The 26,348-nt window shown below is 63.7% G+C and carries 28 protein-coding genes; 16 read left to right on the top strand and 12 right to left on the bottom strand.

Going from position 1 to position 26,348, the window contains the following annotated elements; genetic code table 11:
- The first annotated feature begins 72 nt into the window (after positions 1-72).
- The 3 genes from ACLKOZ_RS00855 (at position 73) to ACLKOZ_RS00865 (ending at position 2,135) form a co-directional block, all read left to right on the top strand.
- Complete coding sequence (locus ACLKOZ_RS00855; protein ID WP_337350299.1) at positions 73-1,371, top strand: Nramp family divalent metal transporter; 1,299 nt, start codon at positions 73-75, stop codon at positions 1,369-1,371.
- A gap of 108 nt (positions 1,372-1,479) precedes the next feature.
- Positions 1,480-1,722: a hypothetical protein gene (locus ACLKOZ_RS00860; protein ID WP_436472257.1), complete on the top strand. Its 243-nt coding sequence runs from the start codon at positions 1,480-1,482 to the stop codon at positions 1,720-1,722.
- Between the two features lie 80 nt (positions 1,723-1,802).
- Entirely contained in the window at positions 1,803-2,135 is a 333-nt protein-coding gene (locus tag ACLKOZ_RS00865; protein WP_436472258.1) for a hypothetical protein, read from the top strand.
- A 10-nt stretch (positions 2,136-2,145) separates the two neighbouring features.
- On the opposite strand, the gene ACLKOZ_RS00870 is transcribed toward ACLKOZ_RS00865, so the two are convergent.
- Together ACLKOZ_RS00870 and ACLKOZ_RS00875 are read right to left on the bottom strand one after the other, a co-directional pair.
- A complete protein-coding gene (locus tag ACLKOZ_RS00870) occupies positions 2,146-3,042 on the bottom strand; it encodes an SDR family NAD(P)-dependent oxidoreductase (protein WP_436472259.1) in 897 nt (298 codons plus the stop codon).
- A gap of 193 nt (positions 3,043-3,235) precedes the next feature.
- The gene (locus ACLKOZ_RS00875; protein ID WP_436472260.1) at positions 3,236-3,985 is read right to left on the bottom strand and encodes an ArsR/SmtB family transcription factor; all 750 of its coding nucleotides are present in this window, start codon (positions 3,983-3,985) and stop codon (positions 3,236-3,238) included.
- 297 nt (positions 3,986-4,282) lie between these two features.
- On the opposite strand from ACLKOZ_RS00875, the gene ACLKOZ_RS00880 reads away from it, so the two are divergent.
- The 6 genes from ACLKOZ_RS00880 to ACLKOZ_RS00905 all read left to right on the top strand — a co-directional run bounded on the left by ACLKOZ_RS00880 (position 4,283) and on the right by ACLKOZ_RS00905 (position 11,713).
- A complete protein-coding gene (locus tag ACLKOZ_RS00880) occupies positions 4,283-4,822 on the top strand; it encodes a hypothetical protein (RefSeq protein ID WP_436472261.1) in 540 nt (179 codons plus the stop codon).
- Between the two features lie 469 nt (positions 4,823-5,291).
- Positions 5,292-7,361 (top strand): beta-galactosidase, encoded by a 2,070-nt coding sequence (locus ACLKOZ_RS00885; protein ID WP_436472262.1) that lies wholly within the window; start codon positions 5,292-5,294, stop codon positions 7,359-7,361.
- Positions 7,362-7,372: 11 nt separating this feature from the next.
- Entirely contained in the window at positions 7,373-8,353 is a 981-nt protein-coding gene (locus ACLKOZ_RS00890) for an ABC transporter permease (RefSeq protein ID WP_436472263.1), read from the top strand.
- 83 nt (positions 8,354-8,436) lie between these two features.
- The gene (locus ACLKOZ_RS00895) at positions 8,437-9,306 is read left to right on the top strand and encodes a carbohydrate ABC transporter permease (protein WP_436472463.1); all 870 of its coding nucleotides are present in this window, start codon (positions 8,437-8,439) and stop codon (positions 9,304-9,306) included.
- A gap of 5 nt (positions 9,307-9,311) precedes the next feature.
- Entirely contained in the window at positions 9,312-10,970 is a 1,659-nt protein-coding gene (locus ACLKOZ_RS00900) for an ABC transporter substrate-binding protein (protein ID WP_436472264.1), read from the top strand.
- 8 nt (positions 10,971-10,978) lie between these two features.
- Positions 10,979-11,713: a DUF624 domain-containing protein gene (locus ACLKOZ_RS00905; RefSeq protein ID WP_436472265.1), complete on the top strand. Its 735-nt coding sequence runs from the start codon at positions 10,979-10,981 to the stop codon at positions 11,711-11,713.
- A gap of 21 nt (positions 11,714-11,734) precedes the next feature.
- On the opposite strand, the gene ACLKOZ_RS00910 is transcribed toward ACLKOZ_RS00905, so the two are convergent.
- From ACLKOZ_RS00910 to ACLKOZ_RS00935, 6 genes are all read right to left on the bottom strand, one after another.
- Positions 11,735-12,016 (bottom strand): hypothetical protein, encoded by a 282-nt coding sequence (locus ACLKOZ_RS00910; protein ID WP_436472266.1) that lies wholly within the window; start codon positions 12,014-12,016, stop codon positions 11,735-11,737.
- Between the two features lie 44 nt (positions 12,017-12,060).
- Entirely contained in the window at positions 12,061-12,801 is a 741-nt protein-coding gene (locus ACLKOZ_RS00915) for a hypothetical protein (protein WP_436472267.1), read from the bottom strand.
- Positions 12,802-13,885: 1,084 nt separating this feature from the next.
- Positions 13,886-14,575, bottom strand: a complete 690-nt coding sequence (locus tag ACLKOZ_RS00920) for an integrase catalytic domain-containing protein (protein ID WP_436472268.1) — start codon at positions 14,573-14,575, stop codon at positions 13,886-13,888.
- Between the two features lie 56 nt (positions 14,576-14,631).
- Positions 14,632-15,090 carry a hypothetical protein gene (locus tag ACLKOZ_RS00925; protein ID WP_436472269.1) on the bottom strand — a complete coding sequence of 153 codons (459 nt, stop codon included), beginning with the start codon at positions 15,088-15,090 and terminating at the stop codon, positions 14,632-14,634.
- Between the two features lie 60 nt (positions 15,091-15,150).
- Positions 15,151-16,488, bottom strand: coding sequence for an amidohydrolase family protein (locus tag ACLKOZ_RS00930; protein WP_436472270.1), 1,338 nt, complete (start codon positions 16,486-16,488; stop codon positions 15,151-15,153).
- 154 nt (positions 16,489-16,642) lie between these two features.
- Entirely contained in the window at positions 16,643-17,140 is a 498-nt protein-coding gene (locus tag ACLKOZ_RS00935; RefSeq protein WP_436472271.1) for a DinB family protein, read from the bottom strand.
- Between the two features lie 76 nt (positions 17,141-17,216).
- On the opposite strand from ACLKOZ_RS00935, the gene ACLKOZ_RS00940 reads away from it, so the two are divergent.
- From ACLKOZ_RS00940 to ACLKOZ_RS00955, 4 genes are read left to right on the top strand one after another with little or no spacing between them, the layout of a single operon-like run.
- The gene (locus ACLKOZ_RS00940; protein WP_436472272.1) at positions 17,217-17,786 is read left to right on the top strand and encodes an AAA family ATPase; all 570 of its coding nucleotides are present in this window, start codon (positions 17,217-17,219) and stop codon (positions 17,784-17,786) included.
- Between the two features lie 45 nt (positions 17,787-17,831).
- Complete coding sequence (locus ACLKOZ_RS00945; protein ID WP_436472273.1) at positions 17,832-18,302, top strand: DUF3592 domain-containing protein; 471 nt, start codon at positions 17,832-17,834, stop codon at positions 18,300-18,302.
- A gap of 21 nt (positions 18,303-18,323) precedes the next feature.
- On the top strand, positions 18,324-19,187 hold the full coding sequence (locus ACLKOZ_RS00950) for an alpha/beta fold hydrolase (RefSeq protein ID WP_436472274.1): 864 nt from the start codon (positions 18,324-18,326) through the stop codon (positions 19,185-19,187).
- 40 nt (positions 19,188-19,227) lie between these two features.
- The gene (locus tag ACLKOZ_RS00955) at positions 19,228-19,734 is read left to right on the top strand and encodes an N-acetyltransferase family protein (protein WP_436472275.1); all 507 of its coding nucleotides are present in this window, start codon (positions 19,228-19,230) and stop codon (positions 19,732-19,734) included.
- Here ACLKOZ_RS00955 and ACLKOZ_RS00960 read toward each other — a convergent pair.
- Genes ACLKOZ_RS00960 through ACLKOZ_RS00970 form a run of 3 tightly spaced genes read right to left on the bottom strand, consistent with a single transcriptional unit; the run spans position 19,731 to position 20,844 of the window.
- Positions 19,731-20,048 (bottom strand): hypothetical protein, encoded by a 318-nt coding sequence (locus tag ACLKOZ_RS00960; RefSeq protein WP_337346471.1) that lies wholly within the window; start codon positions 20,046-20,048, stop codon positions 19,731-19,733. The genes ACLKOZ_RS00955 and ACLKOZ_RS00960 overlap by 4 nt on opposite strands.
- 44 nt (positions 20,049-20,092) lie before the next feature.
- The gene (locus tag ACLKOZ_RS00965) at positions 20,093-20,353 is read right to left on the bottom strand and encodes a helix-turn-helix domain-containing protein (protein ID WP_337346472.1); all 261 of its coding nucleotides are present in this window, start codon (positions 20,351-20,353) and stop codon (positions 20,093-20,095) included.
- Positions 20,353-20,844 (bottom strand): DUF2975 domain-containing protein, encoded by a 492-nt coding sequence (locus ACLKOZ_RS00970; protein ID WP_436472276.1) that lies wholly within the window; start codon positions 20,842-20,844, stop codon positions 20,353-20,355. Before ACLKOZ_RS00970 ends, ACLKOZ_RS00965 begins: the two co-directional genes overlap by 1 nt.
- Positions 20,845-20,952: 108 nt before the next feature.
- Here ACLKOZ_RS00970 and ACLKOZ_RS00975 point away from each other — a divergent pair, with 108 nt between their 5' ends.
- The gene (locus ACLKOZ_RS00975; protein ID WP_436472277.1) at positions 20,953-21,282 is read left to right on the top strand and encodes a hypothetical protein; all 330 of its coding nucleotides are present in this window, start codon (positions 20,953-20,955) and stop codon (positions 21,280-21,282) included.
- A 361-nt stretch (positions 21,283-21,643) separates the two neighbouring features.
- Here the strand turns inward: ACLKOZ_RS00975 and ACLKOZ_RS00980 are convergent, their stop codons facing one another.
- A complete protein-coding gene (locus ACLKOZ_RS00980; RefSeq protein WP_436472464.1) occupies positions 21,644-23,923 on the bottom strand; it encodes a beta-glucosidase family protein in 2,280 nt (759 codons plus the stop codon).
- Positions 23,924-24,244: 321 nt separating this feature from the next.
- On the opposite strand from ACLKOZ_RS00980, the gene ACLKOZ_RS00985 reads away from it, so the two are divergent.
- Both ACLKOZ_RS00985 and ACLKOZ_RS00990 read left to right on the top strand, forming a co-directional pair.
- On the top strand, positions 24,245-25,366 hold the full coding sequence (locus tag ACLKOZ_RS00985) for a Gfo/Idh/MocA family protein (protein WP_436472278.1): 1,122 nt from the start codon (positions 24,245-24,247) through the stop codon (positions 25,364-25,366).
- Between the two features lie 31 nt (positions 25,367-25,397).
- The gene (locus ACLKOZ_RS00990) at positions 25,398-26,348 is read left to right on the top strand and encodes a PmoA family protein (RefSeq protein ID WP_436472279.1); all 951 of its coding nucleotides are present in this window, start codon (positions 25,398-25,400) and stop codon (positions 26,346-26,348) included.

The raw sequence follows: 26,348 nt of genomic DNA on the forward strand, positions 1-26,348 counted from the left end.
GGCCCCAACTTTCACTCTCCACCCTGGTCAACGACGACCCCCAGCACTGAAGCTGGAGAAGGAGGACTCGCAATGCGCGAGCAGAATAGGACCATCCATACCCTGGACGAACAGCGAGGTCAGATGGTCACCCCCGAAAGCCCTTCCCTTTCCAAACCACCCGCCAAACGCAGAACTTTCCTCGGCTACCTGGCACTCATGGGCCCGGCCTTTGTGGTGGGGGCCTGGCAGTTCGGTCCAGGAAACCTCACTACCGCCGTCCAGGCCGGCAGCCGGTTCGACTACACCCTCGTCTGGGTCATTGCCGTCTCCACCATCCTCATGATCTTCTTCACGGACATGAGCGTCCGGCTCGGCATTTCCACTCCGACATCGTTGATCACCTCCATCAAGGACAGCCTCGGGAAGTGGGTGGGGGTCCTCGCCGGCTTCGGCGTCTTCGGTATCACCCTGATGTTCTCGGTCGGGAACGCAGTGGGTTCGGGCCTGGGATTGTCCCTGGTCTTCGGTGGCTCACCTGTCCTCTGGACGGTTGTCTGTACCGCCGCCGTCGCCTTCGTCCTGGCGTTCAAAAACGTCTATGGCATCGTCGAAAAAGCCCTCTTGGCCATCGTTGTCCTGATGGGTATCGCCTTCATCGCCAGCACCATCGTTGCCCAGCCCGACTGGTACAGGTCCCTGGAGGGGATGGTCCCGCAGTTGCCTCCGGGAAGCGAGATCCTCATCGTGGCACTGGTCGGCACAAACTTCTCCATCAATGCAGCTTTCTACACGTCCTACGGCATCAAGGAAAACCGCCGTACGCGGGCGGACTACCGGGACATCACCCTCGTTGACACCATCCCGGGCATCGTAGCCCCTGGCATCATGACCGCCCTCGTCATCATGGTTGCCGCGGCCGTACTCGGCAAGACCGGCGCCGAGGCCGGAACGATCAACGCCCTCGCCTCGGTCTTCGCCCCGCTGGCCGGGCCTGTGGGTTCCATGCTGTTCGCCCTGGGCTTGTCCGGTGCAGCGTTCTCCTCCATGATCGCCAACGCAACGGCCGGCGGCACCATGCTCTCCGACGCCCTCGGACGCGGCGCCAAGGCTGGATCAGCTGCCGCCCGCATTGTCACCGGCATCATCCTGGCTTTCGGGCTGATCATTACCTTGTCGTTCCAAGCATCGCCGGTAGGCCTGATTGTCATAGCGCAGTCCCTGACGGTCCTCATCGCACCGCTTCTGGGCATCCTGATCGTCATCATGGCCAACAAGCGCTCTGTCATGGGTGACCTGCGGAATAAGTGGTGGCATAACCTCTTCGGGGCGATCGGACTCATCGCGATCATCGCCTCTTCGGTCAGGCTGATCACTACCCTGCTGGGGTAGTGCCAACACAGCCAACGTCCAACACGTCCGGCAAGGCAGAGTGGCGATGCCCCCAGGGCATCGCCACTTTGCCTTCTCCGGGCCGTCTGCCGGGCATATCGTGGAGGTATGGAGTTCCTGAGAGGACCTTTGTATCTGGACATAGCTGCAAAGGGCCTGTGCTTTGTGGGCGTCATGTTGATGATCTTCGGCCGGGACGGGTGGTTCACGGCTGGCGTGGTTGCCGTGGTCCTGGGTGTGCTCTTTGGTGCTTGGGAAATGGTTGTTGTCCGCAAGATACGGCCCCGCGGCTGGGACGGCTTCCTCCGTACCGGACAAAGCGGTGATCAGGGTCCCCAGCCGCGCGGCTAGTCTTGACTAAGCCTCCGGGGGAGGCTGTGCCCGGATCGGAACCGATGGACCAGCCAGCAAAGCGGAGAACAAGGACCTCGGTGGGTGCGGCCATTCTCGGATTGGTGGGGGCGGTGGTGAGTTGGCCCGCCGCGGCATTGTTCGGAATCACTGCGGGTGAGTACCCCAGCCGGATGGAGTGCACCCGGGAGACGCTGGGATCCGGTTGCTATGAGGGCGACGTATTTATTGCCGCCGCCATCTTCGCCGCGTTCCACCTTCCGTTCTTTGCCCCGTCCTTTCTCCTGGCCCTCCGTCACAGGGGAGCGAACAACCGTGTGGGCACTTGGTGGCCGTTCACTGTGCTGTGCGTAGTGCCCATGCTGACCATCGTCGTCGTTGCACTGTCAGTGGCCGGCCAGGCAAGCCCCTAGCGAAGCATGGTCAGGTGAGTCCGGCGAGGCGGGAGCACGCGTTCCAGAGCCTCTGGCGGGCTTCCGGGTCCGAGCCCATGCCCGGCGTCGGAAGTTCTTTGCGCTTCGTCCATAGCTTTCCGGTGACCGAGGCTGTTTCGTTGGCGGTGGCGAGCCAAAGCGGTGTGTCGGCCGCTTTTTCGGCGGGGGCACCGAACGTGTTCGTGATCCAGCGGAACGGCCCGCCGACGTCCTGCAGCAGGGCCGTGTTCTTGACCAATCCCGGATGGGCGGCGTTTGCCACCACGCCGGAGCCGCGGAGTTGCTCGGCGAATTCCTGGGTCAAGAGGACGCGTGCCAGCATGGTGGGTGGTGTCGAGCGAAGGTAGCTGTACTTGCCCTTCGCGGTTTGAAGGTCGTCAAAGTCGAGCTTGGCGTTGCCGTATCTGGACGCGATGTTCACGATGCGGGACGTGCGCGACCCCGCAGCAGGCCGTGCGGCTGTTCCTGTGTTCTCCCGTCCAGCCACGGCAGCGTTCCTGAGTGCGTCCAGCAGAAGCCGGGTCAGGAGGAAGTAAGCCATCACGTTGGTAGCGAAGGTTAGTTCGAGCCCGTCGGGGGTTACGTGACGCTCCTTGCGGAACACGCCCGCCGCGTTGACCAGCACGTCGAGCCGGTCATGGCGGGACAGGAAGTCAGTGGTCGCCGCATGGATCGAGGATTGAAGGGAGAGGTCGCATACCAGCGGCTCAAGCTGGGCGTCCTGAACGCGCGAGCGAATGCCCTTCACTGCCTCTTCGGCCCGCGAAGCGGAGCGCCCCACCACCACAACCAGCGCCCCTTCGCGGGCAAGCCCGGTTGCCACGGCTTGTCCCAGGCCGCCCGCCGCACCTGTCACCAGCGCCACGGTTCCCTCCATGGAAGCCATCGCCTCCGCCTCCTGACGCCCAGTGTTGGTTCCGGCCCCAGTGTTGGTTCCGGCCGGCAACCGTGTCGCTCGGGACTGCCGGGTGCTTTCAGGCTATGCCTCGTGACGGCAATATCACAGGAGTTTTGTCCAGACACAGCGACCAAGAAGGCCCTGAAGTCGCCGTCTCTGGACAAAAACTCCCAGGGGCGGATTAGGTGTACATGAGCGAACCCGGTGTGGTGAGTTTCTCTCCCGTCTCAAGCCACGTCTTGAGGCCGGAGAGGATCATTGGCCAGCCACCGTAGAGCTGGTCGTTGGCGCCTTCACGCAGGTCGCTGTGGGTGACGGTGAGGTGGCAGGAATCGCCCACAGGTTCGATTTCCCAGGTGATGGTGGACCAGCCCTCGGCCTTGACGTCCTCGCCCCACAGGGCGCGCATGGTCTGGACGAGCTTCCGCGGCGGGTCCACCTCCTTGTTCTCGCCTTCGCCCAGGAGGTCCCCACCGTTGGGTGACATCTCGAACCGGGACCCCGGGGTCCAGTCTGAGCTGATGTTCATTCCAAACTGGTATTTGCTGCGGATCTCGCTGTTGGTGATGGCCTCCCAGAGCCGTTCCGGGGTGGTTTTGATGTAGATTTCGAAGATTTTTTCCATGGGACTTTCCAATCTGGATTTGAGGTCGCTGAGGGCAGCGGCCCATGGTTCGGCGTACTTGCTCACCCAGCGGTCGTGGATGAGGCGGATGGGCACCGGATTCAGGAAGTGCAGTTTCTGCCGGCCCCGACGGCGGGTCACCACCAGGCCGGCTTCCTCCAGCAGCTTGAGGTGCTTGGCGATCCCGAAGCGGGACATTTCGAATCTGGCCCCAAGTGCGCCCAGCGACTGCCCGTCCTCGCGGAAGAGCTCATCGAGCAGGTCCCGGCGGGTGGGGTCGGAGAGTGCCTTGAAGACGGCGTCCATAGGGATAAAATAGGTGACCAAATAGTCACATGTCAATGGTTTGCACCGGGCAGCATGGCTAGCAAATGGAGCCGGTCTGGACTCCCCTAAGTGAGTGTTGACTCCACGCGCGCACTGAGTAGGCTCTGCGGTGCAGGCTGAGCCTGTAACTGCTGTTTCGTCGCCGTGTCCAGGTGCGGCAAAGGGGGCCGAACCTGCGTAAGAGTGCTGCGGATCTTTCGCTGACGCTCGTTGCGCAGCCTTTGGCTGTGCTCGTTGTTTGCGCGGCCCATGTGCCGCCCACCCCCTGGAGAAGCCATGAAAAACGTCCCAGTCCGCCGTCTCGTGCCCATCGCCATCCTTGCCGCAGCATTGTTGGCGCTCCCTGCAGGGGCCAATGCGCTGGCCCCAATACCTGGTGACACCCCGCCTGACTTCCCGCCCGATCTGGTCTTGCCCGCGGGGGAGGGCTGCCCCGACTTTGCCTTGGGCATCGAAGCAACCGGTGCGTCGTCGAAAGTTCGGACTTTCGTTGACAGGAACGGCGACCCGGTACGCGTCCTCACTACCGGGAAGGGATACACCCTGACTTTCGTCAACGACGACACCGGCGCGGAGATCGTCTTCAGGGCCACCGGCTCCAACCGGACCGCCGTCACCAACCCGGATGGCACAACCTCCGTGACGGACAGGGGAGCTGTGGGCATCATTCTGTTCCCAAGCGACACTCCAAAAGGGCCAAGTGCCACGCTTTACCACGGGAGGGTCGAGTACACACTGACCGCTGATGGAACCAATACGTTCCTTTCTTTGGAAACCTCCGGGACAAGTTTCGACATCTGCGAGGCCCTTTCCTGAACGCGCGTGCGTTCCTTCCCAGTTTGTCCCGGCTCGGCAAGTCCTAGGCCGCGGAGTTTCTTGTATCCGCGCTGATTCTTGCGGCATGGGGCGAGGTGTCCGCCGGAGCAACTGGGCGGGAGCGCACGCCTAATGCCGGGAAGGCTGCGATGGATGCAGCAATGCGACGTCGCGGCCTTTCGCTTTGTCCAGGGGCTGCCACATTGCGTGCATTCGAGCATCTCCGATAGTTTCTATCGTTCTCCGGAAACAACAAGCGCCTGTACGTGACAAGAACCGATCCCACCTTGCCCAAAAATGCTGGAAATGCCGGCTGTCAGGACCGCTGCCCCACCCTTCCCCGCCAAAGTGGTAGTGGAATACGCTATCCAAGGTGTTGTTATTGCGTAAACTTTACGATAGTTTCTTCGTGTGATGCAGGTCGCATGGTGGGGAACCAGGCGGCCGACGTGCCAACCAAAGGACAATGATGACCAGCGAGCCACACAGCACGGCCGAAGACCGCCTGAAACACCTGCACGAACGCCTTGGCGGCATTGCCTACGGCGGCGACTACAACCCGGAACAGTGGCCGCGCGAGGTCTGGCAAGAGGACGTCCGCCTCATGAAGGAAGCTGGCGTCAACCTGGTCACGCTGGCCGTCTTCTCCTGGAGCCGGCTCGAAACCGCCGACGGCGTGTACGACTTCGGCTGGCTGGACGAGGTCATGGACCTTCTGCATTCCAACGGCATCGGCGTAGACCTGGCCACCCCGGATGCCGTACCGCCGGCCTGGCTGGTCGCCCAGCACCCGGACATCCTTCCGGTCCTGGCGGACGGCACCACCTTCGGTTTCGGCTCGCGCCAGCACTTCGACGTCTCCCACCCCGCGTACCGCGAAAAGTCCCTGGCCATGGCGGAAAAGATGGGGGAGCGGTACGCCCAGCACCCGGCCCTCTGCATGTGGCACGTGAACAACGAATACGGCCCCGTTTCCTACGGCCCGCACGCAGACCGCGCGTTCCGGGAATGGCTGCAGCGCAAGTACACCGATCTGGCCGGACTCAACCAGGCCTGGAGCACGGACGTGTGGGGCCAAGTTTACTCGGACTGGAGCCAGGTCAACGCCCCCGCCCAGCCCCGCACCTGGTCCAACCCCTCCCGCCGCTTGGACTACCACCGCTTCACTTCGGACTCCATGCTGGAGCACTACAAGGCGGAGCGGGACATCCTGCGCCGGCACACCCCGGACCTGCCAATCGTCACCAACTTCATGCGCTTCTACAAAAACAACGACTACTGGGCCTGGGCCGCGGAAGAGGACGCTGCCGCGCTGGATATCTACCCGGACCCGCGCGAAGCCGACGCCCACGTGGCCGCCGCATTGAACTTCGACCTCATGCGGTCGCTCCGAAATGGCCAGCCCTGGCTGGTCATGGAACAGGCCACCGCGGCGGTCAGCCAGTGGTCCGTCAACGTCTCCAAGCTCCCTGGCAAGATGCGGCTGGGCTCGTACCAAGCCATTGCCCAGGGCGCGGATTCCATCCTCTTTTTCCAGTGGCGCCAAGCCAAGGGCGGCACCGAACGCTACCACTCGGGCATGGTCAACCATGCCGGCCCCAACACCCGCGTCTTCCGCGAAGTCTGCCAACTCGGCCAGGAACTCAAAGGCCTCGGCGGCATGACCGGCACCCGCTCCGCCGCCAAGGTGGCAATCGTCTTCGACTGGGACTGCTGGTGGGCACTGGAACTGGGCAACTCGCCGCGCTCGGACCTGAGCTATACGCAGGAGGTCCTCCGCCTCTACCGGCCCTTCTTCGATGCCAACATTCCGGTGGACTTCGTCAACACCGCATCAGACCTGAGCCAATACGGCTTGGTGGTCCTCCCGGCGTCGTACCTGCTTTCGGACCAAGCGGCGCAGCGCGTCGAGGACTACGTGTCCGACGGCGGCCGGCTGGTGGCCAGCTACCTCTCCGGCATCGTGGACCCGGACAACACCATCCGCCTCGGCGGCTACCCGGGCGCCCTCCGGGACGTGCTCGGCGCGTGGAGCGAGGAACTGCATCCGCTCGCCGGAGAGGGTGAGGAGGTCAAGCTTTCAACGGCCGACGGCGGCACCGCCTCCGCCAGTTACTGGACTGAGCACCTGCACACCGAAACAGCCGAGGTCCTCGCCAGCTATGCGTCTGGAAGGCTTTCCGGCTCACCGGCCGTCACCCGCAACACCTTCGGCCAGGGCACCGCCGTCTACTTGTCCGCCCGGGTGGACAGCACCTTCCTGGAGGAGTTGCTCGCCGTCGAACGTGCGGCTGCCGGGATCCGTGCGGAATTGGACGCTCCGCTGGGAGTCCAGGTCCGCCGTCGAACCGGCAACCGGGGCAGCTACTTGCTTGTCCTGAACCACAACGACGCCCCCGTCAGCGTGGACGTGAAGGCTGGCGGCACCGACCGCCTCACTGGCACACAGCTCCAGGGAACCGTGGAGCTCGCCGCCAACGGCGTCCTCGTCCTGGAAGAAATCCCCACAGAAACCGTGCCCGCAGAAACCATCCGATAGGAGGAAATACCATGGCCATTCAACTGGAAGTACCTCCCGAGGCGGTCACCGCGGACCCGCCCGGCACCAAGGACAAACCGCGGAACAAGCCCAACGGCTGGAAGCTGGCCCTCAAGCGGGACTGGCGGCTGTACACCCTGGTGGCGCTGCCGCTGCTTTACTTCGCGGTGTTCCGCTACCTGCCGATGGCCGGCAACGTGATCGCGTTCCGGCAGTTCCAGCCCGGCGGCAGCATCTTCGGCGAGAAATGGGTGGGGCTGAAGTACGTCACCCTGTTCATCAACGATCCCAGCTTCTGGCAAGCGTTCCAGAACACCATTGTGCTGGGTGTGCTGACCCTGCTGTTCTGCTTCCCGATGCCCATCATCTTCGCGCTGATGCTCAATGAGCTTCGGTCACAGAAATTCAAGAAGTTCGTCCAGACCGTCGCGTACCTGCCGCACTTTATGTCCGTAGTGATCATCGCCGGCATGATCCTGCAGAATTTCTCGATGACCGGCACGGTGAACCAGATCGCGGAATCCCTGTTTGGCACCACGGTGAACTTCACCCAGGACGCATCCTGGTTCCGGCCTATGTACATCAGCTCCGAGGTCTGGCAGACCATGGGCTGGGGCGCCATCCTCTACCTGGCCGCCCTGACCCGGGTGGATGAGTCGCTGTATGAGGCGGCCCGGATCGATGGCGCCAACCGCTGGCAGCAGACCTGGCACGTGACGCTGCCGGCCATCCGGCCCACCATCATCACGCTGCTGATCCTGAACATCGGTACGTTCATGGCCGTGGGCTTCGAAAAGATCCTGCTGATCTACAACCCGCTGAACTACGAAACCTCCGATGTCATCTCCACCTACCTGTATCGGGTGGGCCTGGAATCGTCCAACTTCAGCTACGCGGCCGCGATCGGAATGTTCGAATCCGTCATCGGCCTCACGCTGATCCTCTCCGCGAACGCCATCTCCAAGCGACTCGCCGGAACGAGCCTGTGGTGAAAGGGGCAGTCATGAAGGAAGCACTCCTTAACAGGGCGGGTTCGAAGGCAGCGAGGAAGGAAACCGGCGTGCTGGTCAAGGACATGAAAGTCTCCCGCGGCATGCGGGTGTTCCGGGTGGTCAACCTGGCCTTCCTGCTGCTGGTGGTGTTCCTGACGGTGTATCCGTTCCTGAACATCGTGGCCCAGTCGTTCTCCAGCGAAGGGTTCATCAACGCCGGGCAGGTGAACCTGTTCCCGCTGGGCTTCAACGTGGAGACGTACAAGCTGATCCTGGCCGACTCCACCTTCTGGAACAACTATGGCAACACGGTCCTGTACACGGTGGTGGCCACGGCCATCTCCATGGTGCTGACCACATCCTTCGCCTACGCCATCGCCAAGAGGGACCTGAAGGGCCGCAGCGTGTTCATCGGCATCGCGGTGTTCACCATGTTCTTCAACGGCGGCCTGATCCCCAACTACGTGCTGATCAGCTCGCTCGGCATGCGGGACTCCATCTGGGCCGTGGTGCTGCCGAACGCCATCAGTGTCTTCAACCTGCTGATCATGAAGTCGTTCTTCGAAAACATGCCCCGCGAACTGGAGGAAGCCGCCGCCATCGACGGCCTCACCCAGTACGGCGTGCTGTTCAAGGTGGTGCTGCCGCTGAGTAAGGCGATCGTAGCCACCATGGTGCTGTTCTACGCCGTGGCCAACTGGAACTCCTGGTTCCAGGCGTTCCTGTACCTGGACAAGCCGGAGCTGTTCCCGGTGACCATCTACCTTCGCAACATGATCGCCGGCGTCACCACGGCCGGTTCCGCCGGCGGCACCGCGGAAAACGTGGGCCAGATTGCCGCCAACATCCAGTCGGTCACCATCGTCCTGACCGTCATCCCCATCCTGTGCATCTACCCGTTCGTCCAGAAGTACTTCTTTTCGGGCGTCATGCTCGGCTCCGTCAAGGAATAACCCTTATGAAAGGAAAGCCCATGATTGCAAAACCAGAGTTCCGCAGACGAGACTTCCTCGGCCTGTCAGCGCTCGCAGCTTTCGGCCTGGTGGTTGCCGGTTGCGATTCAGATTCCGGCAGCAAAATTGATACCTCCAAGGCCCGCACCGGCGCCATGGACAGCTTCGGGGTGGGGGATACGTTCAAGGCGACGGCGCCGCTGACGTTCAGCTTCCTCTTCAGCGACCAGCCCACGTACCCGTTCAAGAAGGACTGGCTGCTGTTCACCAAGATGGCCTCGGACAACAACGTCACACTGGAGACCACCATCGTGCCCAGCAGCGACTATGAGCAGAAGCGCAGCCTGCTCATCAGCTCCGGCAACGCCCCGGAGATCATCGCCAAGACCTACCCGGGCCAGGAATCGGCCTACGTTTCCTCCGGCGCAGTGCTGCCGGTCAGCGACTACGTGGACCTGATGCCGCACTTCCAGGACAAGGTCAAGAAATGGAAGCTGGAGCCCGAGATCGCCGGGCTCACCCAGGAGGACGGCAAATACTACGTGCTGCCGGGCCTGCATGAGGAGCTGTGGCCGGACTACACGGTGGCGTTCCGCAAGGACATCCTGGAAAAGGAAGGCATCGCCGAGCCGAAGACCTGGGATGAGTTCCGCGAGGTGCTGCGTTCGCTCAAAAAGGCTTATCCCGACGTCGTGCCCTTCTCCGACCGCTTCAAGGGTGACAGCGTGCTGAACATTGCGGGCAACGCCTTCGGTACCGTGGCCGGCTGGGGCCTGGTGGACGGGCTGAACTTCGCCGAGTCGGAGAAGAAGTTCGAGTTCGGCGCCGGCACCAAGCAGTTCAAGGAGCTTCTGGAGTACTTCAACTCGCTGGTGGCCGAAGGGCTGATGGACCCGGAGAGCTTCACCCAGACCGACGATTCGGCCATCCAGAAGTTCGTCTCGGGCAAGTCGTTCGTGATCAGCGCTAACTCGCAGAACATCATTACGTACCGCACCTCCATGGAGCAGTCCCTGGGCAAGGGCAACTTCAAGGTAGGCAAGATTACGGTGCCCGGCGGTCCGGCCGGCGACGTCATCGGCGGCTCGCGGCTGGAGAACGGCATCATGCTGAACTCGTCAGTGAAGGACAAGGACAGCTTTGTGGCGCTGATCCAGTTCATCGACTGGCTGTTCTACAGCGACGCCGGGCAGGAGTTCTCCAAGTGGGGCGTGGAAGGCACCACCTTCACGAAGGAGGGAGGCAAGCGCGTCCTGGCCAAGGACATCAACTTCCAGGGCCTGAACCCGGCGGGCACCAAGGACCTGCGCATGGAGTATGGCTTCTCCGGCGGCAACTTCGCCTACGGCGGCACCACCGACCTGCTGCACTCCACCTTCAACGAGGAGGAACTGGCGTTCCAGAAGGCCATGAAGTCCAAAAAGCCCAAGCCCGTGGCGCCACCCGTGCCGTTCAGTGACGTGGACCGCGAGCAGGCCACCCTGGTGCTCACCCCGCTGAAGGACCACGTCAAGCAGAACACCCTGAAGTTCATCACCGGCCAGCGGCCCCTCAGCGAGTTTGACGCCTACGTGAAGGAGCTCGATGCGAAGGGCCAGTCCAAGTACGTAGAGTTGGCGAACAAGGCATACAACGCCTATCAGGCGAACAACAACAAGAAGTAAGGCAGTTCGTGGCACAGAAGAAAGCGGAGTACGGCTCCGGTCCGCTGTTCAGGGCGGCCGGAGTGGTCTACGGGGTGATGGTGGCCGACGCACTGCTGGTCCTCGCGAACCTCCTGCTTGTTCTGGCGCCTGTTCTCGCCAGCCTGGCGGGTGGTTCCGCCCTGCTGGCGGCGCTCCTGGTGGTGGCGTTTGTCCCGGTGGGACCGTCGCTGGTGGCCGCGGCGTATGCGTTCAACCGCCTGCTGGCGGGGGAGGACACCGGGGTGTTCCGGGACTTCGTGCGCGGCTACCGGACCAATTTCCGCCAGGCGCTCGCGGTCTGGGTGCCGTACGTCGCGGTGCTGGCCGCCGTCGTCGTGAATCTTCTGCTGCTGCCCGGAACGTTCGACGCCGGGAACCCCGCCCCTTCAGCCGCGCGGGTGGGGCTGCTGGGGCTGGGGCTCCTGGTAGCGACGGCGGGTGTGACGGCCATGCTGCTGCTGTCCCGGTTCACGTTCCGCACCCGGGACGTCTACCGTCTTTCGCTGTACTGCCTGGGCGCGCAGAAGAGGGTGTCGCTGGGCAACGCCGGGATCCTGTTCATCACGGCGTTCCTGCTGACCGCCACCACCGCGGGGCTGCTGATCTTCGTCGCCGGGCTGGCGATGTTCCTGGTCTGCCTGAACTCGCGCCCGCTGCTGACGTTCATCGAACAGAAGTTCACGGTGCAGGAACCGACATCGCAGGAGCCTTTGACAGCCTAGTACAAGGGTGATTTGTGACTCTCACCCTTCGTGTTCCGGGTCCACCGTGAGCGATTCTCTTGGTTTGTTGTGCGCATCGATGTGTCGCATCACGAGCGAAGCTGAGATAAGAGCCGCTGAAAATGGCAAGAAGCCGACGGTAACCAGTTGCCAGAGAACCGACATAATCTCGCCCAGCATTGGAGTGTTGTTTAGCGTAAAACCGGCTCTTTCAACTACCCGGGCAGTGAGGGTAATTGCCAGCACTCCGAGGATCCCAACGATGATTCCGGCGCGCAATGTTCGTTTGGGCATATCGACCATCTTTTATCCTTTCGTTGGCACACCAATTCACTATACGTCGGCCCCTAGGGAACCTTGGATGCGCAAAAGGGCTTAATTCTTGAAGAAAAACCGGACAAATACTGATCCAGTTCCATATGGTGTCCACGTTGTCGTTTCTTCACTTGCTCGACAACTGTGGAGTCGACGATCGATTCAATTAAGTCTTTGGAACCAAGAAATTTTTGGTCAAGAAAAGAAATTGTGGCACTGTACTGTGTGGGATTGACGGCAGCGTCAACTATGGAACTAGTGAGGAAAAAGCTGCAATCACCCATCAGGGACTGCCTTGGTGTGATCCGGGGGCTCTCGGGAACGAACTCTGAAGGTCCATCGAAGGTCCGAAATCTTGCCTTTATTTTCTCCAACTGCAAGGGAGGGCCAACAGCGAACCACTTATCTGTATGAATGACTTGTCGTTCCGGGGACAAGATGTGTTCCCAGTCCTGAAGGACTACCAGTGCAGATCCTTCTGCTTCATAGACGCGAATATGAACAGCTTCGCCGTCGCCTAGAAAGCAGCTTAAACCGTTCATCGAGTCATAATAAGCAATGTCATCCACGAAATATGTTGCATGCTTGCAATTAAGAACCCGCTCCGCAGAGTCTGCCTGCGTGAGTTCAATGGGCTCTGAGGTGGGACGCGGAAAACCTGCAACGCTAATTGCGACGACAAGGGCGCAGACCGCGCCGGAAGCCACAAGCCCAAAGCGCGCCCAGCGTGAATCCTTCGAGACTCCTTCAAAAGTCTCGGTGGCTAGTACCAAACTACGGTAGTTCCTGTTGTGCCCATCGACGCGAGCTGGACCTTAGCAACTGAAGCGACGTTCCCCCAAGGAACATTTACTCCACCGCTCCCACCGCAGCCAGCAGAGACCCAAACAACGGCACTCGTGTGGTTGTAACCCCGGGCCTTGACACATGCATTCGAATTGACAAACGGGGCGAGTTGCCAAGAGTAGTAGCGCGTCGCCAGCGAATTTAGTCCAATGTACGAGCATCCATCCTGGGAAAGGTAGAAGGCGCCTCCAACCGGCGCTGACGACTGCCTTCCTCCGCATCCAGCCAATGGGCGCACTTCCAGTGCCTTGATGTCAGGGTCAGTTGCCTGTTCTGGAGTCAGTCCACTTCCAAAAGTCTTCTGGTCTTGGAATATGGGTTGATCAAACCGGAAATCTGACTTCACCTCAACTTTAGGAATCTTGGCGTCCGATGTGTCCGGAGAGGCTAGTGCAGTGCCCGACGAGGTGCCAATCAGTGCTGTCGCAACCAGCAGAGGAACAGCTATTCTTCTGAAAGAATTAAACCTCATTTGCGATCCCCCATCTTGTTGTAAGTTGGATTTTTTGTATTTGATCGAATTAGTGGCATGCCCTCATCGGCTGCAGACTCCGTCGAGGTTGATTAATGTGGACTCACCGGTGAGGGTCCAGGCCCTTCAGTGAAACCCTAATCCTGGAAACGGGCACTGAGTGGGCCTCACGTCGAAAATGAGTGGCGAAACCGCCCAGATTAGGTGTTGCGATCTCGAATACCGGCTCGAACAGGGGCCGTTGCATTCCTGCCAATCGGAATCGTGGCCCCGGCTCTGGCGGTCGCAATCGTATTACTGTGCACCGTATTTAGATCGCGGCTTCACAACGGGTCTGTCCACCAGTGCACCGGCTCAACTGATGATCATGGAATGGTTGAACAGCAGAAGACACCCGTTGTCGCTCAAGGCTCTGACGAGCTACCGCGCTTGCGTCCCGTCGACAGTTAAGAATCTACAAGGGTCCCTGTTGCCTCATTGCAATACCTCCGGGAACGCGTTTCGTTGCCTCATTGAAAAACCTCCGCGGGAACGTGGGTTCATGATCGGGCTTCCTGGATGGTGGTAGCCGTGGGTGCAGTGCCGGCTTTGTGCCGGGATATGGTCTCGAGTTCGGCGGTGAGTGCGTAGATCTGGCGGGAGAGCGCCATCGGTCGGACCTTCTTGTACTGGGCGTTCATGGCGATGATCGGCCGTTGCCGGATGGCGGAGTGTTCGGTGGCGCGTTGGTGCGGGGTCGCTGGCCGGTCGTGTTTTTTGATGACTTTGGCTCCGGCGCGGGTTTCGGAGACGAGCTTTTGCTGCGGCAGCAGGTAGTTCGTGAAGATCCGGTCCAGTTCCCAGATCCGGTTCAGCAGGTCCAGCTGCCGGGCCGTGTCGTAGCGGTAGTAGCCGACGAGTTCACGGACGCGGGACCAGTTCTTCTGCTCCACGTGCGCGGCGTCGTTCTTGTTGCCCGGCCGGGACCGGGTGAAGGTGATCTGGTGTTCCTGGCAGTACCGGTAGAGCTCGTTGTTGATGAACTCGCTGCCGTTATCGGAATCGATGCCGATAATCGGGAAGGGGAACACCGCGGTGGCGTGTTGGATCGCTTCGAAGACCCACTTCTGGGCCTTGTTGCGCACGGACCGGTTCACCGTCCAGCCCGTGGCGATGTCGGTGACGGTGAGCGTGAAGCAGAACTCGCCCTGGCTGTTGCCGCCCTCATGGCCGACCAGGTCGATCTCCACGAAACCCGGCGCCGCGTCGTCCCACTCGGCCCAGGTCCGGATCGGGATCTGGGCCTTCAGCAGCGACCCGGGCTTGGTGTGGGAGCGCTCATGCGCACCAACAGCTCCGCCTGAGCATCGGTGATCACCAGGACCCGCTCGGCGCGCAGCATCGGGACGAGGTAGCCGGTCGCGGCCGCCAGCAGCTTCCCCGCCGGGCCTCGAAGTACCGACCAGCACAACACCAGGGACGGTTGCAGGTCCGCCGGGTAGACAGGCTTCCGTCCCTGGTGTGCCGTCCGTGGTCGACGCGGCTTGAGAGCCTGGCGCAGCGCGGACCGGGCATAGTCGCGGTGCCAGCCGGTCAGGTCCACCAACTCCGAGAGGATCTGCCCCTTCACCAGCCGGTCCGCCGAGCGGTACCGCAGCGCTAGATGCTTCGTCACTGCCTTGCGCTCACCCATGGTCAGTCCCATCCACAACAATCGCGCCGCCAGCCAGGCCTCGGCAACCCTGCCCATCCGGAGGTTTTCCAATGAGGCAACGTATCGGCCTCCGCGGAGGTTTTTTATGAGTCAACTCGGGTCTTCACAGGCCTAGAGTTCGTTGCGGACAACGGCTCCCTGGGCCACCACCACGCTGACCGTCTCCAATGCGGAGGCGTCGGCCAGCGGATCGGCGTCCACCACGATCGCGTCGGCGAACCCACCGCGGACCAGCCGGCCGCCGTCGTCGCCCAGGCCCAAAAGCCGGGCAGCGTGGACAGTGGCTGACCGCAATGCCTCCAATGGGGACAGACCCGCCTCGGCGAGCAGCCGCGCTTCCTTGCCGATCGGGGTGACATCGGTCCCGAAGGAATCGGTGCCAGCCACGATCGTCACGCCTGCCTCGTGTGCGGCGCGGACGGCAGCCTCAAGGATGGGCGTGTACTCCTGCCCGCGTGCCGCGAGGATCGGGTTGGCTGACGCCGCCATGGAGGTGATCGCGTCCATGGTGGGAGTGAAGTAGGTTCCACGGCGGGCCATCTCAGCGATGGTGCCTTCGCTGACGAAGACGCCGTGCTCGATGCTGCGCACCCCGGCCCGGACGGCGCCGTCGATGCCTTCCGCGCTGTAGGCATGGCAGAGGACACCGGCGCCGTTTGCAGCCTTGACCACTGCGGAGAGCTGCTCCTGGTTGTAGACCAGTTCGCGGGGGTCCTGCTCCGGAAGCCCGGCACGGGGGTTGGCCCGGGTCTTGATGACCTGGGCTCCGCGCTTCAGGTTGACCCTGGTCAGGTATGCGAGGTCTGCGGGGTCTTTGACGCCGCCAGTAAGGGTCGCAAGCGGCGCGAGGTCGGGGTCGGCCAGGAGCGAATCGCCTAGTTCGGGGGAGATGAACAGGCCTGCGGGAGTCATCCGCGGGGAGACGCCGGGGGCCCAACCCGGAAGCGCGGCGAGGGCCACATCCTGGTAGAAACTGCTGGAGCCGCTGCGGACACTCGTGGCGCCGCCCTGCAGGATGGCCCGGGCGTCGGCGAAAGCGTTGGCGTGGACGTGCACATCGATCAGGCCGGGGAGCACCCAGCGGCCCGTGGCATTCAGGACCTGTGCACGGCCGGCGACGGCGGCAACAGCCTTGCGGGTCGCATCGCGGGTTCCGACGGCGGCCACCTTGCCGCCGTCGAGCACCAGGACGCCGTCCTCCACGGCCTCGCCGGTCTTGGGGTCCACGATGGTGCCGCCCTCGATGATGAGGGTCGGGTGGGCAAGGGCGCTGCCGTGGTAGTTAGGGCCGGAAGGCCGTTCAGCGGCCTGCGCAGCGGGAGCGCCGCCGATCTGGGCGGCGATAGTGGCTACGGAAATTCCGGCGAGGGCCGCCGCGCCGGCGAGGATACCGCGGCGGGGCAGGTTGGCTGGCAGCGCGGGCGCAGAAGTGTGGTCATGAAGGCACATCATTGTCTCCTTGGGGAAGGCCGCCCAGGGGAGTGAGCGGCTGACAAATATGGTACTTGGTATTCCAAAGTACGGCCATTCTTATGAGGTGTGCCAGATTGTTGGTAAGTTGCGGTCTCAAATCCCGGACGCGTGCCACATTTGGTATTCCAATTTATGGCTCAAGGATCTGTTCGCGGAGGATATCCGCGTGGCCGCAGTGCTGGGCCAGCTCCCGCAACATGTGCAGGTAGACCCAGCGCAGCGGCAGCGGACCCCGCCTGTTGCCGTGGACCAGATCGTCGAGCCCCAGGGAGGCGACCGCTCGCCGGGATGCTCCGCAGGCTTCGCGGTATGCCTGCTGGACGGAGGCGATGGTGTCGCCGTCGTCGAGGACGAACGACTCGCCCGGCGTGGCCGGAATACCAATCTCGGTGCGTGGCCGGGAGGTGATGGCCTCATCGAACCAGACCCTTTCGACGAAGGTCGCGTGCTTCACCAGGCCCAGCAGAGTGGTGCGGGAAAGGACAAGCGACCGGCGGGCCTGCTCCTCGGTCAGCCCGTTGAGGCAGTCGCTGAGCGCGGTGCGGTGCTCGTCCAGGAACACGTCGAACTGGACGCGCGCTGGTTGGTGGGTAACGTCATCGGCGGAAGTCGTAGGCTGGGAAGTCATGGTCGGAGCGTAGCAAGTGGAGCAGCCGTGGACTGCACGTGGCGGGAGGGGCCGGGTCCGGTACTAGGGTCGATTCATGCACTCCTACAACGAACCCCTTCCGCGCCAGCCGAAGCGTGTGCTCGTGGCGGGGGTCTCGGGTGCTGGCAAGACGACGCTGGCCGGGCGGATTGCGGGGATTACGGGAGGCCCGCACCTGGAGATTGACGCGATCTTCCATGGACCGGACTGGACACCGCGCCCGGAGTTCCTCACCGACGTGCGCTCGTTCATCAGCGCGGACACGTGGACCACGGAGTGGCAGTACGACGCCGCGCGGCATTTGCTGGCGGAGCGCGCGGACCTCCTCGTCTGGCTCGATTTTCCCTTTGCCCGCGTGACATTGCCGCGCGTGCTGCGGCGAACCGTCGGCCGTCGGGTGCGCCGCGAAGAATTGTGGAACGGCAACCGTGAGGCGCCGTTAAGGACGTTCTTCACCGACCGGGACCATATCGTCCGCTGGGCGATCCGGACGCGGTGGAAGTACGTCGAGCTGATGCCGCAGTTCGTCAACGAATACCCGCATGTCGTCGTCGTCCGGCTGCGTTCGCAGCGGGAAGTCGAGGAATGGCTCCGTGGATCGCTGGTTCCCGCGGTCACTGGCTGACTTGCGCTGCGGCAGAATGGGTGCGTGACTCCGCCTAACGCAACCGTGAACAGCAAAACCAAAAGTGCCTGGGGAGCGGTGGTGAATATCGCGATTCTGGTCTTTCTATTCGCCCTTGGCCCGGTGATGATCGGTATCGGTACCCATCTGGGCAACGCTGATGCGGAGTTGGTGCGGACCGGCGAACGTGCAGTGGGAACGATCGTCGACTTCAACGATGCGCGCCAAGCCTCAAAGCGAACGATCGACGTGGAGTTTCAGTCGGCCGACGGGCGCTTCCACTCGGTCGGGGTCCTGGTGGATCATGACCAGCATCCCGTTGTTGGCGAGGAGGTCACGGTGGTGTACCGGGAATCCGACCCGGAAGATGCCACCGTGCTCGGATTTGAGGGCGACGGGAACTTTCTTGCCGGTGCGGGCGGTATCCTGACTTTCATCTTCTGGGGAATCGCGCTCATCTTCCTCATCAAGAGCCTGGTGCGGGCAACAAAACGCCGAAAGAATCGGGCCAGCTAAGCCGCCTGAAAGGGGATCAACATGGCTGAGACTGCCGAGGCCGTCCTCCACGACGGGTCGATCATCCCCGTTACCATTCACGGCGAAGGGCCTGCGCTGCTGTTGCCGGCCCGGCTGGAGCCGTTCGAAGCGGCCGCTGCCGAGACCATGCGTAAGTGGGGCGGGGACCCTGACCTGGGGCCGGCTTTGGTCCGCGGCCTTTCGGGAACAAACCGGGTGATTGTGGCTGACTATGAGGGCCACAGAATGGCGCAGCCGGCCGCGGAGACGCTCACACCGGACAACCTCGCCGCTGACTTTTTGGCCATCGCGGATGCCGCCAGCACGGAGGTTTTCGGCTACTACGGCTACTCTTGGCTGGCGTTGAGCGGACTCCAGCTTGCCCTGCGCACCGACCGCCTTCGGGCCCTGGCCATGGGCGGATTTCCGCCGTTGGACGGTCCGTACCAAAGCATGCTGGCCGTCACCCGCGCCGCGCACGCGAAGTCCACCCAGGAACCGGATCCTGCGTGGGTTCCAGCAGACGAGGCCGAGCCGGGCGACTGGGATTCTGCCGCCGTCCAGACCACCGAGGGCCAAACGCGCCAATTCGTCACCCTTTACGAGGCACTCCAGGACTTCGACGACTCTGTCGCAGCCCTGCCCCGTGACCTGCCGCGGCTCGCGTTCGCGGGGGCCGATGACCAGATCGACTACAGCCCGCAATGGGGCGGCGTCCAGGTTCGGATCGGTGAACCCCTGGCCAGGCACGGGGAGGAACTCATTGCCGCCGGCTGGGATGTGCAGGTTCTTCCCGGGCTCGACCACCTGGGTGCGATGCACAGCTCAGTGGTCCTGCCGGTTCTCACGGGCTGGCTCCGGAAGGTCGGTTGGGTTAATGGCTGACGTGTCGCGGCGCGAACGGCGCCGGGCCTAGGCTGGGACGATGGACTTTCAGCTCCGCCAGGCCACACCCGACGACGCCGAAGCGGTGGTGCGGATGCACACGCTGGCCCACGAGGAGTGCTACTCGCATTTGCTGTCCCCGGAGTTCTTCCGCACACGCCGAGCCAGTATCCCCGAGCGTGTGGAACGGCGGCGGCCCCACCTGGACGTGCAGGACCCGCGGATTATTGCCCTGGATGCCGACGGAGAGGTGGTGGGATTGGCCGACGCCGGTCCGCGCCGCGACGAGGACGGACCGGTTGAGCTTGAGCTGTACTCGATCTACGCACTGAGGCGCACGCACGGCACCGGACTTGGTGCGGCCCTGCTGCGCGCAGCCATTGGAGATTCCCCGGCCTACCTCTGGGTGGCTGAGGGCAACCCCCGTGCGCTGGCGTTCTACCTCAAGCATGGATTCCGGCCCGACGGAAAACGCGGGCAGTTGCCGCTCGAATGGGAAAGCCTGCCGGAATTCCGGATGGTCCGGCCCGGACCAGCCCTCGGCTAGCTTGCGGAGCGCCGGTTGCGGGCCTGGCGGACCAGTCGCAGGAAGGCAAAGACGAAAACGGCCTCGATCGCAGCCATCAGTCCAAGCATCAGCCACAGGTTTTCGCTAATGAAGTAGATGACCCCCAGCAGGACCAGGACGGTTCCAAGGACCAGCGCGTACACGGCGAAACCAAGGGCCACCCTGGCGCTGCGCACGCCGGTCCGGAAGCCAAAGCCCACGGGCTGTCCGCCGGGGTACCCCTCCACGCGGTCGCGGCCGGCGGGTTTGAGCCTGTCGAACTCATCCCACAGCTCATGGTCCTGGTCCGTCATACCTCCATTATCCCGCGCAGCACTAACGTCCGTGATCTATACAGCTAGCTGGACTCGGCAAGCGGCCGCCCGCCGTCGTCCGCGTTAAGTGAGGCGGAGTCCTCCGGTTCCCAGCGCAGCAGGTCGCCGGGCTGGCATTCGAGCACCTCGCACAGCGCCTGGAGGGTGGTGAACCGCACCGCCTTGGCGCGGCCGTTCTTGAGAACCGCGAGGTTGGCGGGGGTGATTCCCACACGTTCGGCGAGCGTGCCCACCGGCATCTTCCGCTTGGCCAGCATCACATCGATGTCGACGACGATGGGCATCAGATCACCTCGTCGAGCTCGGACTGGAGGTGGTGCGCCTGCGCATCCAGTGCCACCGCCTGGGCCAGCAACGTGCGCATCACCAGCACCACCAGGGCAACCCCGGCGATCATGACGGACGCTCCGCAGATCAGGAGTACGATACCGGGTGCAGTTTCGCCGGGTGCCAGGATGGCTGCGATCCCGAACATCAGTAAGGAGGCGAAGGCGATCGCGCCGAAGATGATGTCCACATATCGAAAGGCCCCGTGGGAGAAGACCGTCCCCCGGCGCACCATGGTGAGCAGGCGCCACACGCATACTGCGGTGACCTGGACGCACGCGATGCCCAAAACGAAGATGGCAAGCAGTGCAATGCGTGGGCCATCGGGCGCGCCCGCCTCCACGAGGTCGGTCGAGACCAACGGAATCATCCACACCTGAACGAACAGGGAACCGGCAAGCACCATCGCAATCACGATGCGCAGGGCGAGGACGGTGAGCTTTCCCATGAGGTCTCCTAGGGTGTCGATTAACAGCTAGATAATATCGATAATCGACAGGTCAAGCAAGTGGGAAGACTCTGGCGGTTCTACGGCGTCCGGGCCTACGGTGGAGGCATGACTGATACTTTCTCCAACCTTGTGGACACGTTCAAGAACGTCGGCGTGGCCAGGGCATACGGCGATCCCGTCCAGTTGGGCGGGCAGGAGGTCATCCCGGTGGCCCTGGTTACCTTCGGGTTCGGTGGCGGCGCGGAGGGCGAGGCCGACGGCGGCGCTTCCGGCGGTGGGGGCGGCGGCATGGTGCTGCCACTGGGCGTCTACCGGAACGTTGGCGGCGACGTCGCGTTCCGGCCCAATACCGTGGTCACCCTGGTGTGCCTGGTTCCGCTGATCTCCGTGCTGGGCGCGGCGGTGCGGCGGGCTATCCGTGCGGCGAAATCCTGAAACTGCACTCTTTTCGGGCGATGGCCTCGCACGCCGGCCTTGCCGACGGCACGCAGCGAGGGGACCGGAGGACTAGATGGAGGTCCTCAGCGTGGTGCTGCTGTCAGCAGTCGGCATGCTTCGTCGAGACAGGCCTGGCGTTGTTCGGATGTGATGAGTCGGCGTAGCCGAAGCAGACAGGAGGGTAAGAGCTAAAACAACGCTGATGCATCTGTTCATCACTAGGGTAGCTTTCGGTGCTTGGAAGAAACCCCGGGAACCAGAGCAAGCAGCCACCCAGAAGGATATGGCAGGTAGCCCATTGAGATTCCCGCAAGGAGACCTAGCGCTGCGAGCCCAAATACACCACAGGCCTGCTGGCTTAGTCCATCGGTGCCGGGGTGACGGCGACCGGGGTGAGCATCTCGCGCTCGAAACCCACGGCGCGTCGCGGACCGTGCAGGATGACCTCGTGCGTGTGGACATCGGACGTGCTTGATGTGGCCACGTGGAGCTTCACCAGTCCGGGAGCCACAACGCGCTTCAGGTCCACACCTGTGAAGGACGTCCGGTCGGCGTGCACCGTGAACTCCACCGCCGCGGAGGCGCCGGCAGCCAGGTCCACCCGCGCATAGCCAATCAGCTCGCGGACCGGCCGCACCACCTCGCCCACGGGGTCCTCCAGGTACAGTTGCACCACTTCGGCGCCACCCACCGCGCCGGTGTTGGTCACCGTACAGGCCACCGTCACCGAGCCCGATGTCGACACCGTGGGCGCGCTCGCCACATGCTCCGAAAACTCAAACGAGGTGTAGGACAGGCCATGGCCGAACCCGAACAGTGGCGACGGGTCCAGTGCGCTCACGCCACTGGGACCGGCCAGCCGGCTGTGCAGGTACGTGCCGGGCTGCCCACCCGGGGTCCGCGGCACGGACACCGGAAGCTTCCCGGAAAAATTGACGACGCCGGTGAGTACGTCCCACAGCGCCTCGGCACCTTCCTCGCCGGGAAAGAATCCCTGCACGACGGCGTCCGCCAGGTCCGCGAAACCGCCCAGTGCGTAGGGACGGCCGCTGAGGACCACGAGGATGGTGCGTGTGCCGGCAGCGGCGGCCGCGGCGAGCACCTGGTCCAGCATCGCGGACTGGTCGCCGGGGAGGCGGAGGTCTTCGGCGTCGTTGCCCTCGCCGGAAGTGCCCCGGCCGAACAGGCCGGCGTTGTCGCCCACCACCAGCACACACGTGTCCACGGACGCGGCGATCCGGCAGGCCTCGGAGATCTCCTCCGGCGTAATGGCCTCGCACGTCCCTGTTGCGGCGGAAACGACTCCCTCAAAGCGGCGTTCCGCGGCTTCGGCCACGGTGGGCACGGAAATGCCCATCGGCACGTCCGGGTGCGAGGCGCCCACATGAGCGTCGAAGGAGTAGCAGCCCAGCATCGCGAACGGGTCCTCCGCCAGCGGCCCCACCACACCCAGCGACCGCACGGCCGCAGCGGGCAGCGGCAGTGCCGCGCCGCCGTCGTGCGTCCCGTTTTTCAGCAGCACCAGCGACTGCGCCGCCATGGTCCGGGCCAGTGCGCGGTGCCCGGCCGGGTCCAGGTTGATGCCGTCCGTTAAGGCAGGCGGGGCAGGGTCAAAGCCGGGAGAGAGCAGCCCGGCCTGCTGCTTCTGCGTGAGCACGCGGCGGAGGGCGGTATCAACCAGTGCCTCGTCCACTGCGCCGTCGCGGACCCGCTGCAGCAGCGGCGTTCCGTAGCAGTTCACGGTGGGAAGTTCGACGTCGACTCCCGCAGTCAGTGCCAGCGCTGCGGCATCGCCGAGGTCGGCAGCCACCCCGTGGGTGACATTGAGGAAGGCGACGCCGAAGTAGTCGGCCACCACCGTTCCCGCGAAACCCCATTCATCGCGGAGCAGCCCGGTGAGCAGGGCCTGGTTGGCGGCGGCCGGGACGCCGTCGACGTCTGTATAGGCGTGCATCACTGAGCGGGAGCCGCCGTGCCTGATGGCCATTTCGAACGGCGGCAGCATGACGTCGGCCAGCTCACGCGGGCCCATGGACACCGGGGCGTGGTTGCGCCCGGCCACCGAGGCGGAGTACCCCACGAAGTGCTTGAGCGTGGCAACAATGCCCGCCTCCTCAAGCCCCTGGACGTAGGCGGACGCTACGGTGCCCACCAGGAACGGGTCCTCGCCGATGGTCTCTTCCACGCGGCCCCAGCGGAGGTCGCGCACCACGTCCAGCACAGGCGCCAGGCCCTGGTGCACGCCGAGCGCGCGCATGTCCGCGCCGATCAGCCCGGCCATCTCGCGGACCAGCGCGGGATTGAAAGTGGCGCCCCAGGCCAGGGGGACAGGGAAGGCGGTGGCTTTCCAGGCAGCCAGCCCGGCCAGGCACTCCTCGTGCACCTGGGCGGGGATCCCGAAGCGGGAGGCAGCCATGATCTGCTCCTGCGCGGCGGCCAGCCGGCGTGCACCGTCCAGCGGTTCCAGCGGGGTGGTGCCGTACATCCGGGTGATCTGGCCCAGGCCGTTGGCGATCACGTCATCCCAGGAGCGGGCGTCGCCGGCCATCTGGTTCTGCAGCGGGGCCACGGAGTCGCCGTCGGTGGACGCGTTCACCCATACACCCACCAGTTGGGCGAGCTTCTCTTCGAGCGTCATCTCAGCGATGAGATGCTCAACGGTTTCCGGCCCGGCGGAACGGGGGAGTGCTTGTTTCTCGGCGGCACCGCTCACGGGCGTCTCCTCACATAAGAATCTGTTTTTAAGAAACTATCAGAAATTTCTATTTAGTTTCTAGGGCGAAAACCATTGACTTCGCAGTATCTTGCTTCCTACGGTTGAAGGGCGGCCGGAATTGTAGGCAGAGTAGGTTTCGGAAACTAATGATCCGGTCATGAAAGTTTCCGAAGTTCCGGACCGCCAGTGATCAAAAGTGACCGGCACCATCCAGTGAAGAACTGCAAAGGCGGAGAATTTCAGATGCGGACGTACAAAGTGGCCATCGTGGGCACCGGCGGGATCGCCGCGGTCCACGCGGACAACTTGGCCCGGACCGGCGGCCGGGCGGAAGTCGTGGCGGCCTGCGATGTGGATCAGGCCCGGCTGGACACCTTCGCGGACCAGCACGGCATCGCCGGGCGCTACCTCAGCCTCACCGAACTGCTGGCAGAAGCCAAACCGGACATCGTGCACCTCTGCACCCCGCCCATGATGCACATCGACCAGGCCCTCGAGTGCCTGGCGGCGGGCGTCCACGTGCTGTCGGAGAAGCCGCCGGCCTTGTCCCTGGCCGACTTCGACCGGTTGGAAACCGCCCAAATCCAGGGCGGTGCGCAGTTCTCCTGCGTCTTCCAGCACCGCTTCGGCGATGCCTCCGCCGCGGCGCAGTCGCTCATCGGCGGCGGCGAGTTCGGCCGTCCGCTAGTGGCCCGGTGTGACACGCTGTGGTACCGGCCGGACACCTACTGGGACCTGCCTTGGCGCGGCACTTGGAACGCGGAGGGCGGCGGCCCCACCATGGGCCACGGCATCCACCAGTTCGATCTCCTGCTCCACCTGCTCGGCCCGTGGCAGGAGGTCACCGCCATCGCCTCCCGGCAGGCCCGCGACACCTCCACTGAGGACCTGTCCGCCGCGCTGGTCCGGTTCCAAAACGGCACCGTTGCCACCATCATCAACTCGCTGCTCTCCCCGCGCGAAACTTCGGACATCCGGATCGACTGCGAGTTTGCCACCGTTGAACTGAGCCACTTGTACGGCTATGCCACGGACAACTGGACCATCACCCCGGCGCCGGGTCACGAGGACGCGGTTACGGGAGCGTGGGACGCGCAGCCGCTGGAACGGGGAAGCGGACACTCTGCCCAGTTCCTGGCCATGTATGACGCGCTCGACGCCGGCAGGCCGCTCCCAGCCGGCGCGGACTCCGCGCGGCAAACGTTGGAGCTCGCTGCCGCGATCTATGCCTCCGCCTTCACCGGCGCACCCGTCCGCCGGGGCGAGATCGTGCCCGGCCACCCCTTCTACGCCGGTATGGACGGCGAGGGCCTGGGCACCCGGGTCCTCGATTCCACCGCGCCCGTCGCTACTTCCGCCGCCTGACCAAACACCCTTGAACTTATCGGAGACTCCCATGACCAGCCCCGCAGTTACCACCACGACCACGCAGCTCAGCTATTCCGACGACGGCGCAGCACTCACCTTCACCGCCGGTGGCCAGCAGATCGCCACCTACACCTACAGGCCCACGGATGACCAGTACGAAAGCCCGCGCCCCTACTTCCACCCGCTCAGGACCCTCGGCGGCGACGAGGTGACCATCTTCCGGCCGTGGGACCACGTCTGGCACAAGGGCCTCTCACTCGCCCTGCCCAACGTGGGCAAGGACAACTTCTGGGGCGGCGCCACTTATACCCGCGCCACCGGCTACGCGAACCTGGGCAACAACGGCGCCATGACCCACGAGGCCTTCACCGCCATCGACGACTCCGGAACCGGGATCACCGCGGCCGAGGAACTCGTGTGGAGTTCACAGGACGGGACTCCGGTCATCGCCGAGAAGCGCCGCTTCAGCGTCCAGGTCCTCGATGTCCCGGCCACCCCGGCCTGGGTGCTGCTCTTCGAAACCGAACTGGCCAATATCTCGCCGGACGTCATCGAGATCGGCAGCCCCACCACCGAGGGCCGCGACAACGCCGGGTACGGCGGGTTGTTCTGGCGCGGGCCACGGTCCTTCACAGGAGGCCAGTTCCGCTCCGACGCCGGTACCGGGCAGGACGAGTTCATGGGAACCCGCTCGGAATGGATCTCCTTCACCGGCCGGCACGATGACACCTGCCGGTTCTCGTCCATCACCTTCGTGGAGGACGGTACCAACCCCGGCGCCCCGAACCAGTGGTTCGCCCGCTCGTCCATGTTCGCGTGCCTGGGATCCGCGCCTTTCTTCAGCGAAGTAGTCCCGTTGAAGGCGGGTCAGCCGCTCACGTACCGCTACGCCGTCGTAATTTCCGACGGGCAGGTGGACGAGCGGTCCGCTGCGGAATTGGCCGGCGCCGCCAAGACTGCCCTGCAGGCCTGGTCCTGA

This window comes from Arthrobacter sp. R4 (genome assembly GCF_051365025.1).
In the GTDB taxonomy this organism is placed as follows: domain Bacteria; phylum Actinomycetota; class Actinomycetes; order Actinomycetales; family Micrococcaceae; genus Arthrobacter.

What these genes read in the sequence shown, in the direction of transcription:
- ACLKOZ_RS00855 (WP_337350299.1), top strand. Translation starts at nt 73, where the DNA reads ATGCGCGAGCAGAATAGGACCATCCATACCCTGGACGAACAGCGAGGT.
- ACLKOZ_RS00860 (WP_436472257.1), top strand. Translation starts at nt 1,480, where the DNA reads ATGGAGTTCCTGAGAGGACCTTTGTATCTGGACATAGCTGCAAAGGGC.
- ACLKOZ_RS00870 (WP_436472259.1), bottom strand. Translation starts at nt 3,042, where the DNA reads ATGGCTTCCATGGAGGGAACCGTGGCGCTGGTGACAGGTGCGGCGGGC.
- ACLKOZ_RS00875 (WP_436472260.1), bottom strand. Translation starts at nt 3,985, where the DNA reads ATGGACGCCGTCTTCAAGGCACTCTCCGACCCCACCCGCCGGGACCTG.
- ACLKOZ_RS00880 (WP_436472261.1), top strand. Translation starts at nt 4,283, where the DNA reads ATGAAAAACGTCCCAGTCCGCCGTCTCGTGCCCATCGCCATCCTTGCC.
- ACLKOZ_RS00885 (WP_436472262.1), top strand. Translation starts at nt 5,292, where the DNA reads ATGACCAGCGAGCCACACAGCACGGCCGAAGACCGCCTGAAACACCTG.
- ACLKOZ_RS00890 (WP_436472263.1), top strand. Translation starts at nt 7,373, where the DNA reads ATGGCCATTCAACTGGAAGTACCTCCCGAGGCGGTCACCGCGGACCCG.
- ACLKOZ_RS00895 (WP_436472463.1), top strand. Translation starts at nt 8,437, where the DNA reads ATGAAAGTCTCCCGCGGCATGCGGGTGTTCCGGGTGGTCAACCTGGCC.
- ACLKOZ_RS00900 (WP_436472264.1), top strand. Translation starts at nt 9,312, where the DNA reads ATGAAAGGAAAGCCCATGATTGCAAAACCAGAGTTCCGCAGACGAGAC.
- ACLKOZ_RS00910 (WP_436472266.1), bottom strand. Translation starts at nt 12,016, where the DNA reads ATGGTCGATATGCCCAAACGAACATTGCGCGCCGGAATCATCGTTGGG.
- ACLKOZ_RS00930 (WP_436472270.1), bottom strand. Translation starts at nt 16,488, where the DNA reads ATGTGCCTTCATGACCACACTTCTGCGCCCGCGCTGCCAGCCAACCTG.
- ACLKOZ_RS00935 (WP_436472271.1), bottom strand. Translation starts at nt 17,140, where the DNA reads ATGACTTCCCAGCCTACGACTTCCGCCGATGACGTTACCCACCAACCA.
- ACLKOZ_RS00940 (WP_436472272.1), top strand. Translation starts at nt 17,217, where the DNA reads ATGCACTCCTACAACGAACCCCTTCCGCGCCAGCCGAAGCGTGTGCTC.
- ACLKOZ_RS00950 (WP_436472274.1), top strand. Translation starts at nt 18,324, where the DNA reads ATGGCTGAGACTGCCGAGGCCGTCCTCCACGACGGGTCGATCATCCCC.
- ACLKOZ_RS00955 (WP_436472275.1), top strand. Translation starts at nt 19,228, where the DNA reads ATGGACTTTCAGCTCCGCCAGGCCACACCCGACGACGCCGAAGCGGTG.
- ACLKOZ_RS00960 (WP_337346471.1), bottom strand. Translation starts at nt 20,048, where the DNA reads ATGACGGACCAGGACCATGAGCTGTGGGATGAGTTCGACAGGCTCAAA.
- ACLKOZ_RS00965 (WP_337346472.1), bottom strand. Translation starts at nt 20,353, where the DNA reads ATGCCCATCGTCGTCGACATCGATGTGATGCTGGCCAAGCGGAAGATG.
- ACLKOZ_RS00970 (WP_436472276.1), bottom strand. Translation starts at nt 20,844, where the DNA reads ATGGGAAAGCTCACCGTCCTCGCCCTGCGCATCGTGATTGCGATGGTG.
- ACLKOZ_RS00975 (WP_436472277.1), top strand. Translation starts at nt 20,953, where the DNA reads ATGACTGATACTTTCTCCAACCTTGTGGACACGTTCAAGAACGTCGGC.
- ACLKOZ_RS00980 (WP_436472464.1), bottom strand. Translation starts at nt 23,923, where the DNA reads ATGACGCTCGAAGAGAAGCTCGCCCAACTGGTGGGTGTATGGGTGAAC.
- ACLKOZ_RS00985 (WP_436472278.1), top strand. Translation starts at nt 24,245, where the DNA reads ATGCGGACGTACAAAGTGGCCATCGTGGGCACCGGCGGGATCGCCGCG.
- ACLKOZ_RS00990 (WP_436472279.1), top strand. Translation starts at nt 25,398, where the DNA reads ATGACCAGCCCCGCAGTTACCACCACGACCACGCAGCTCAGCTATTCC.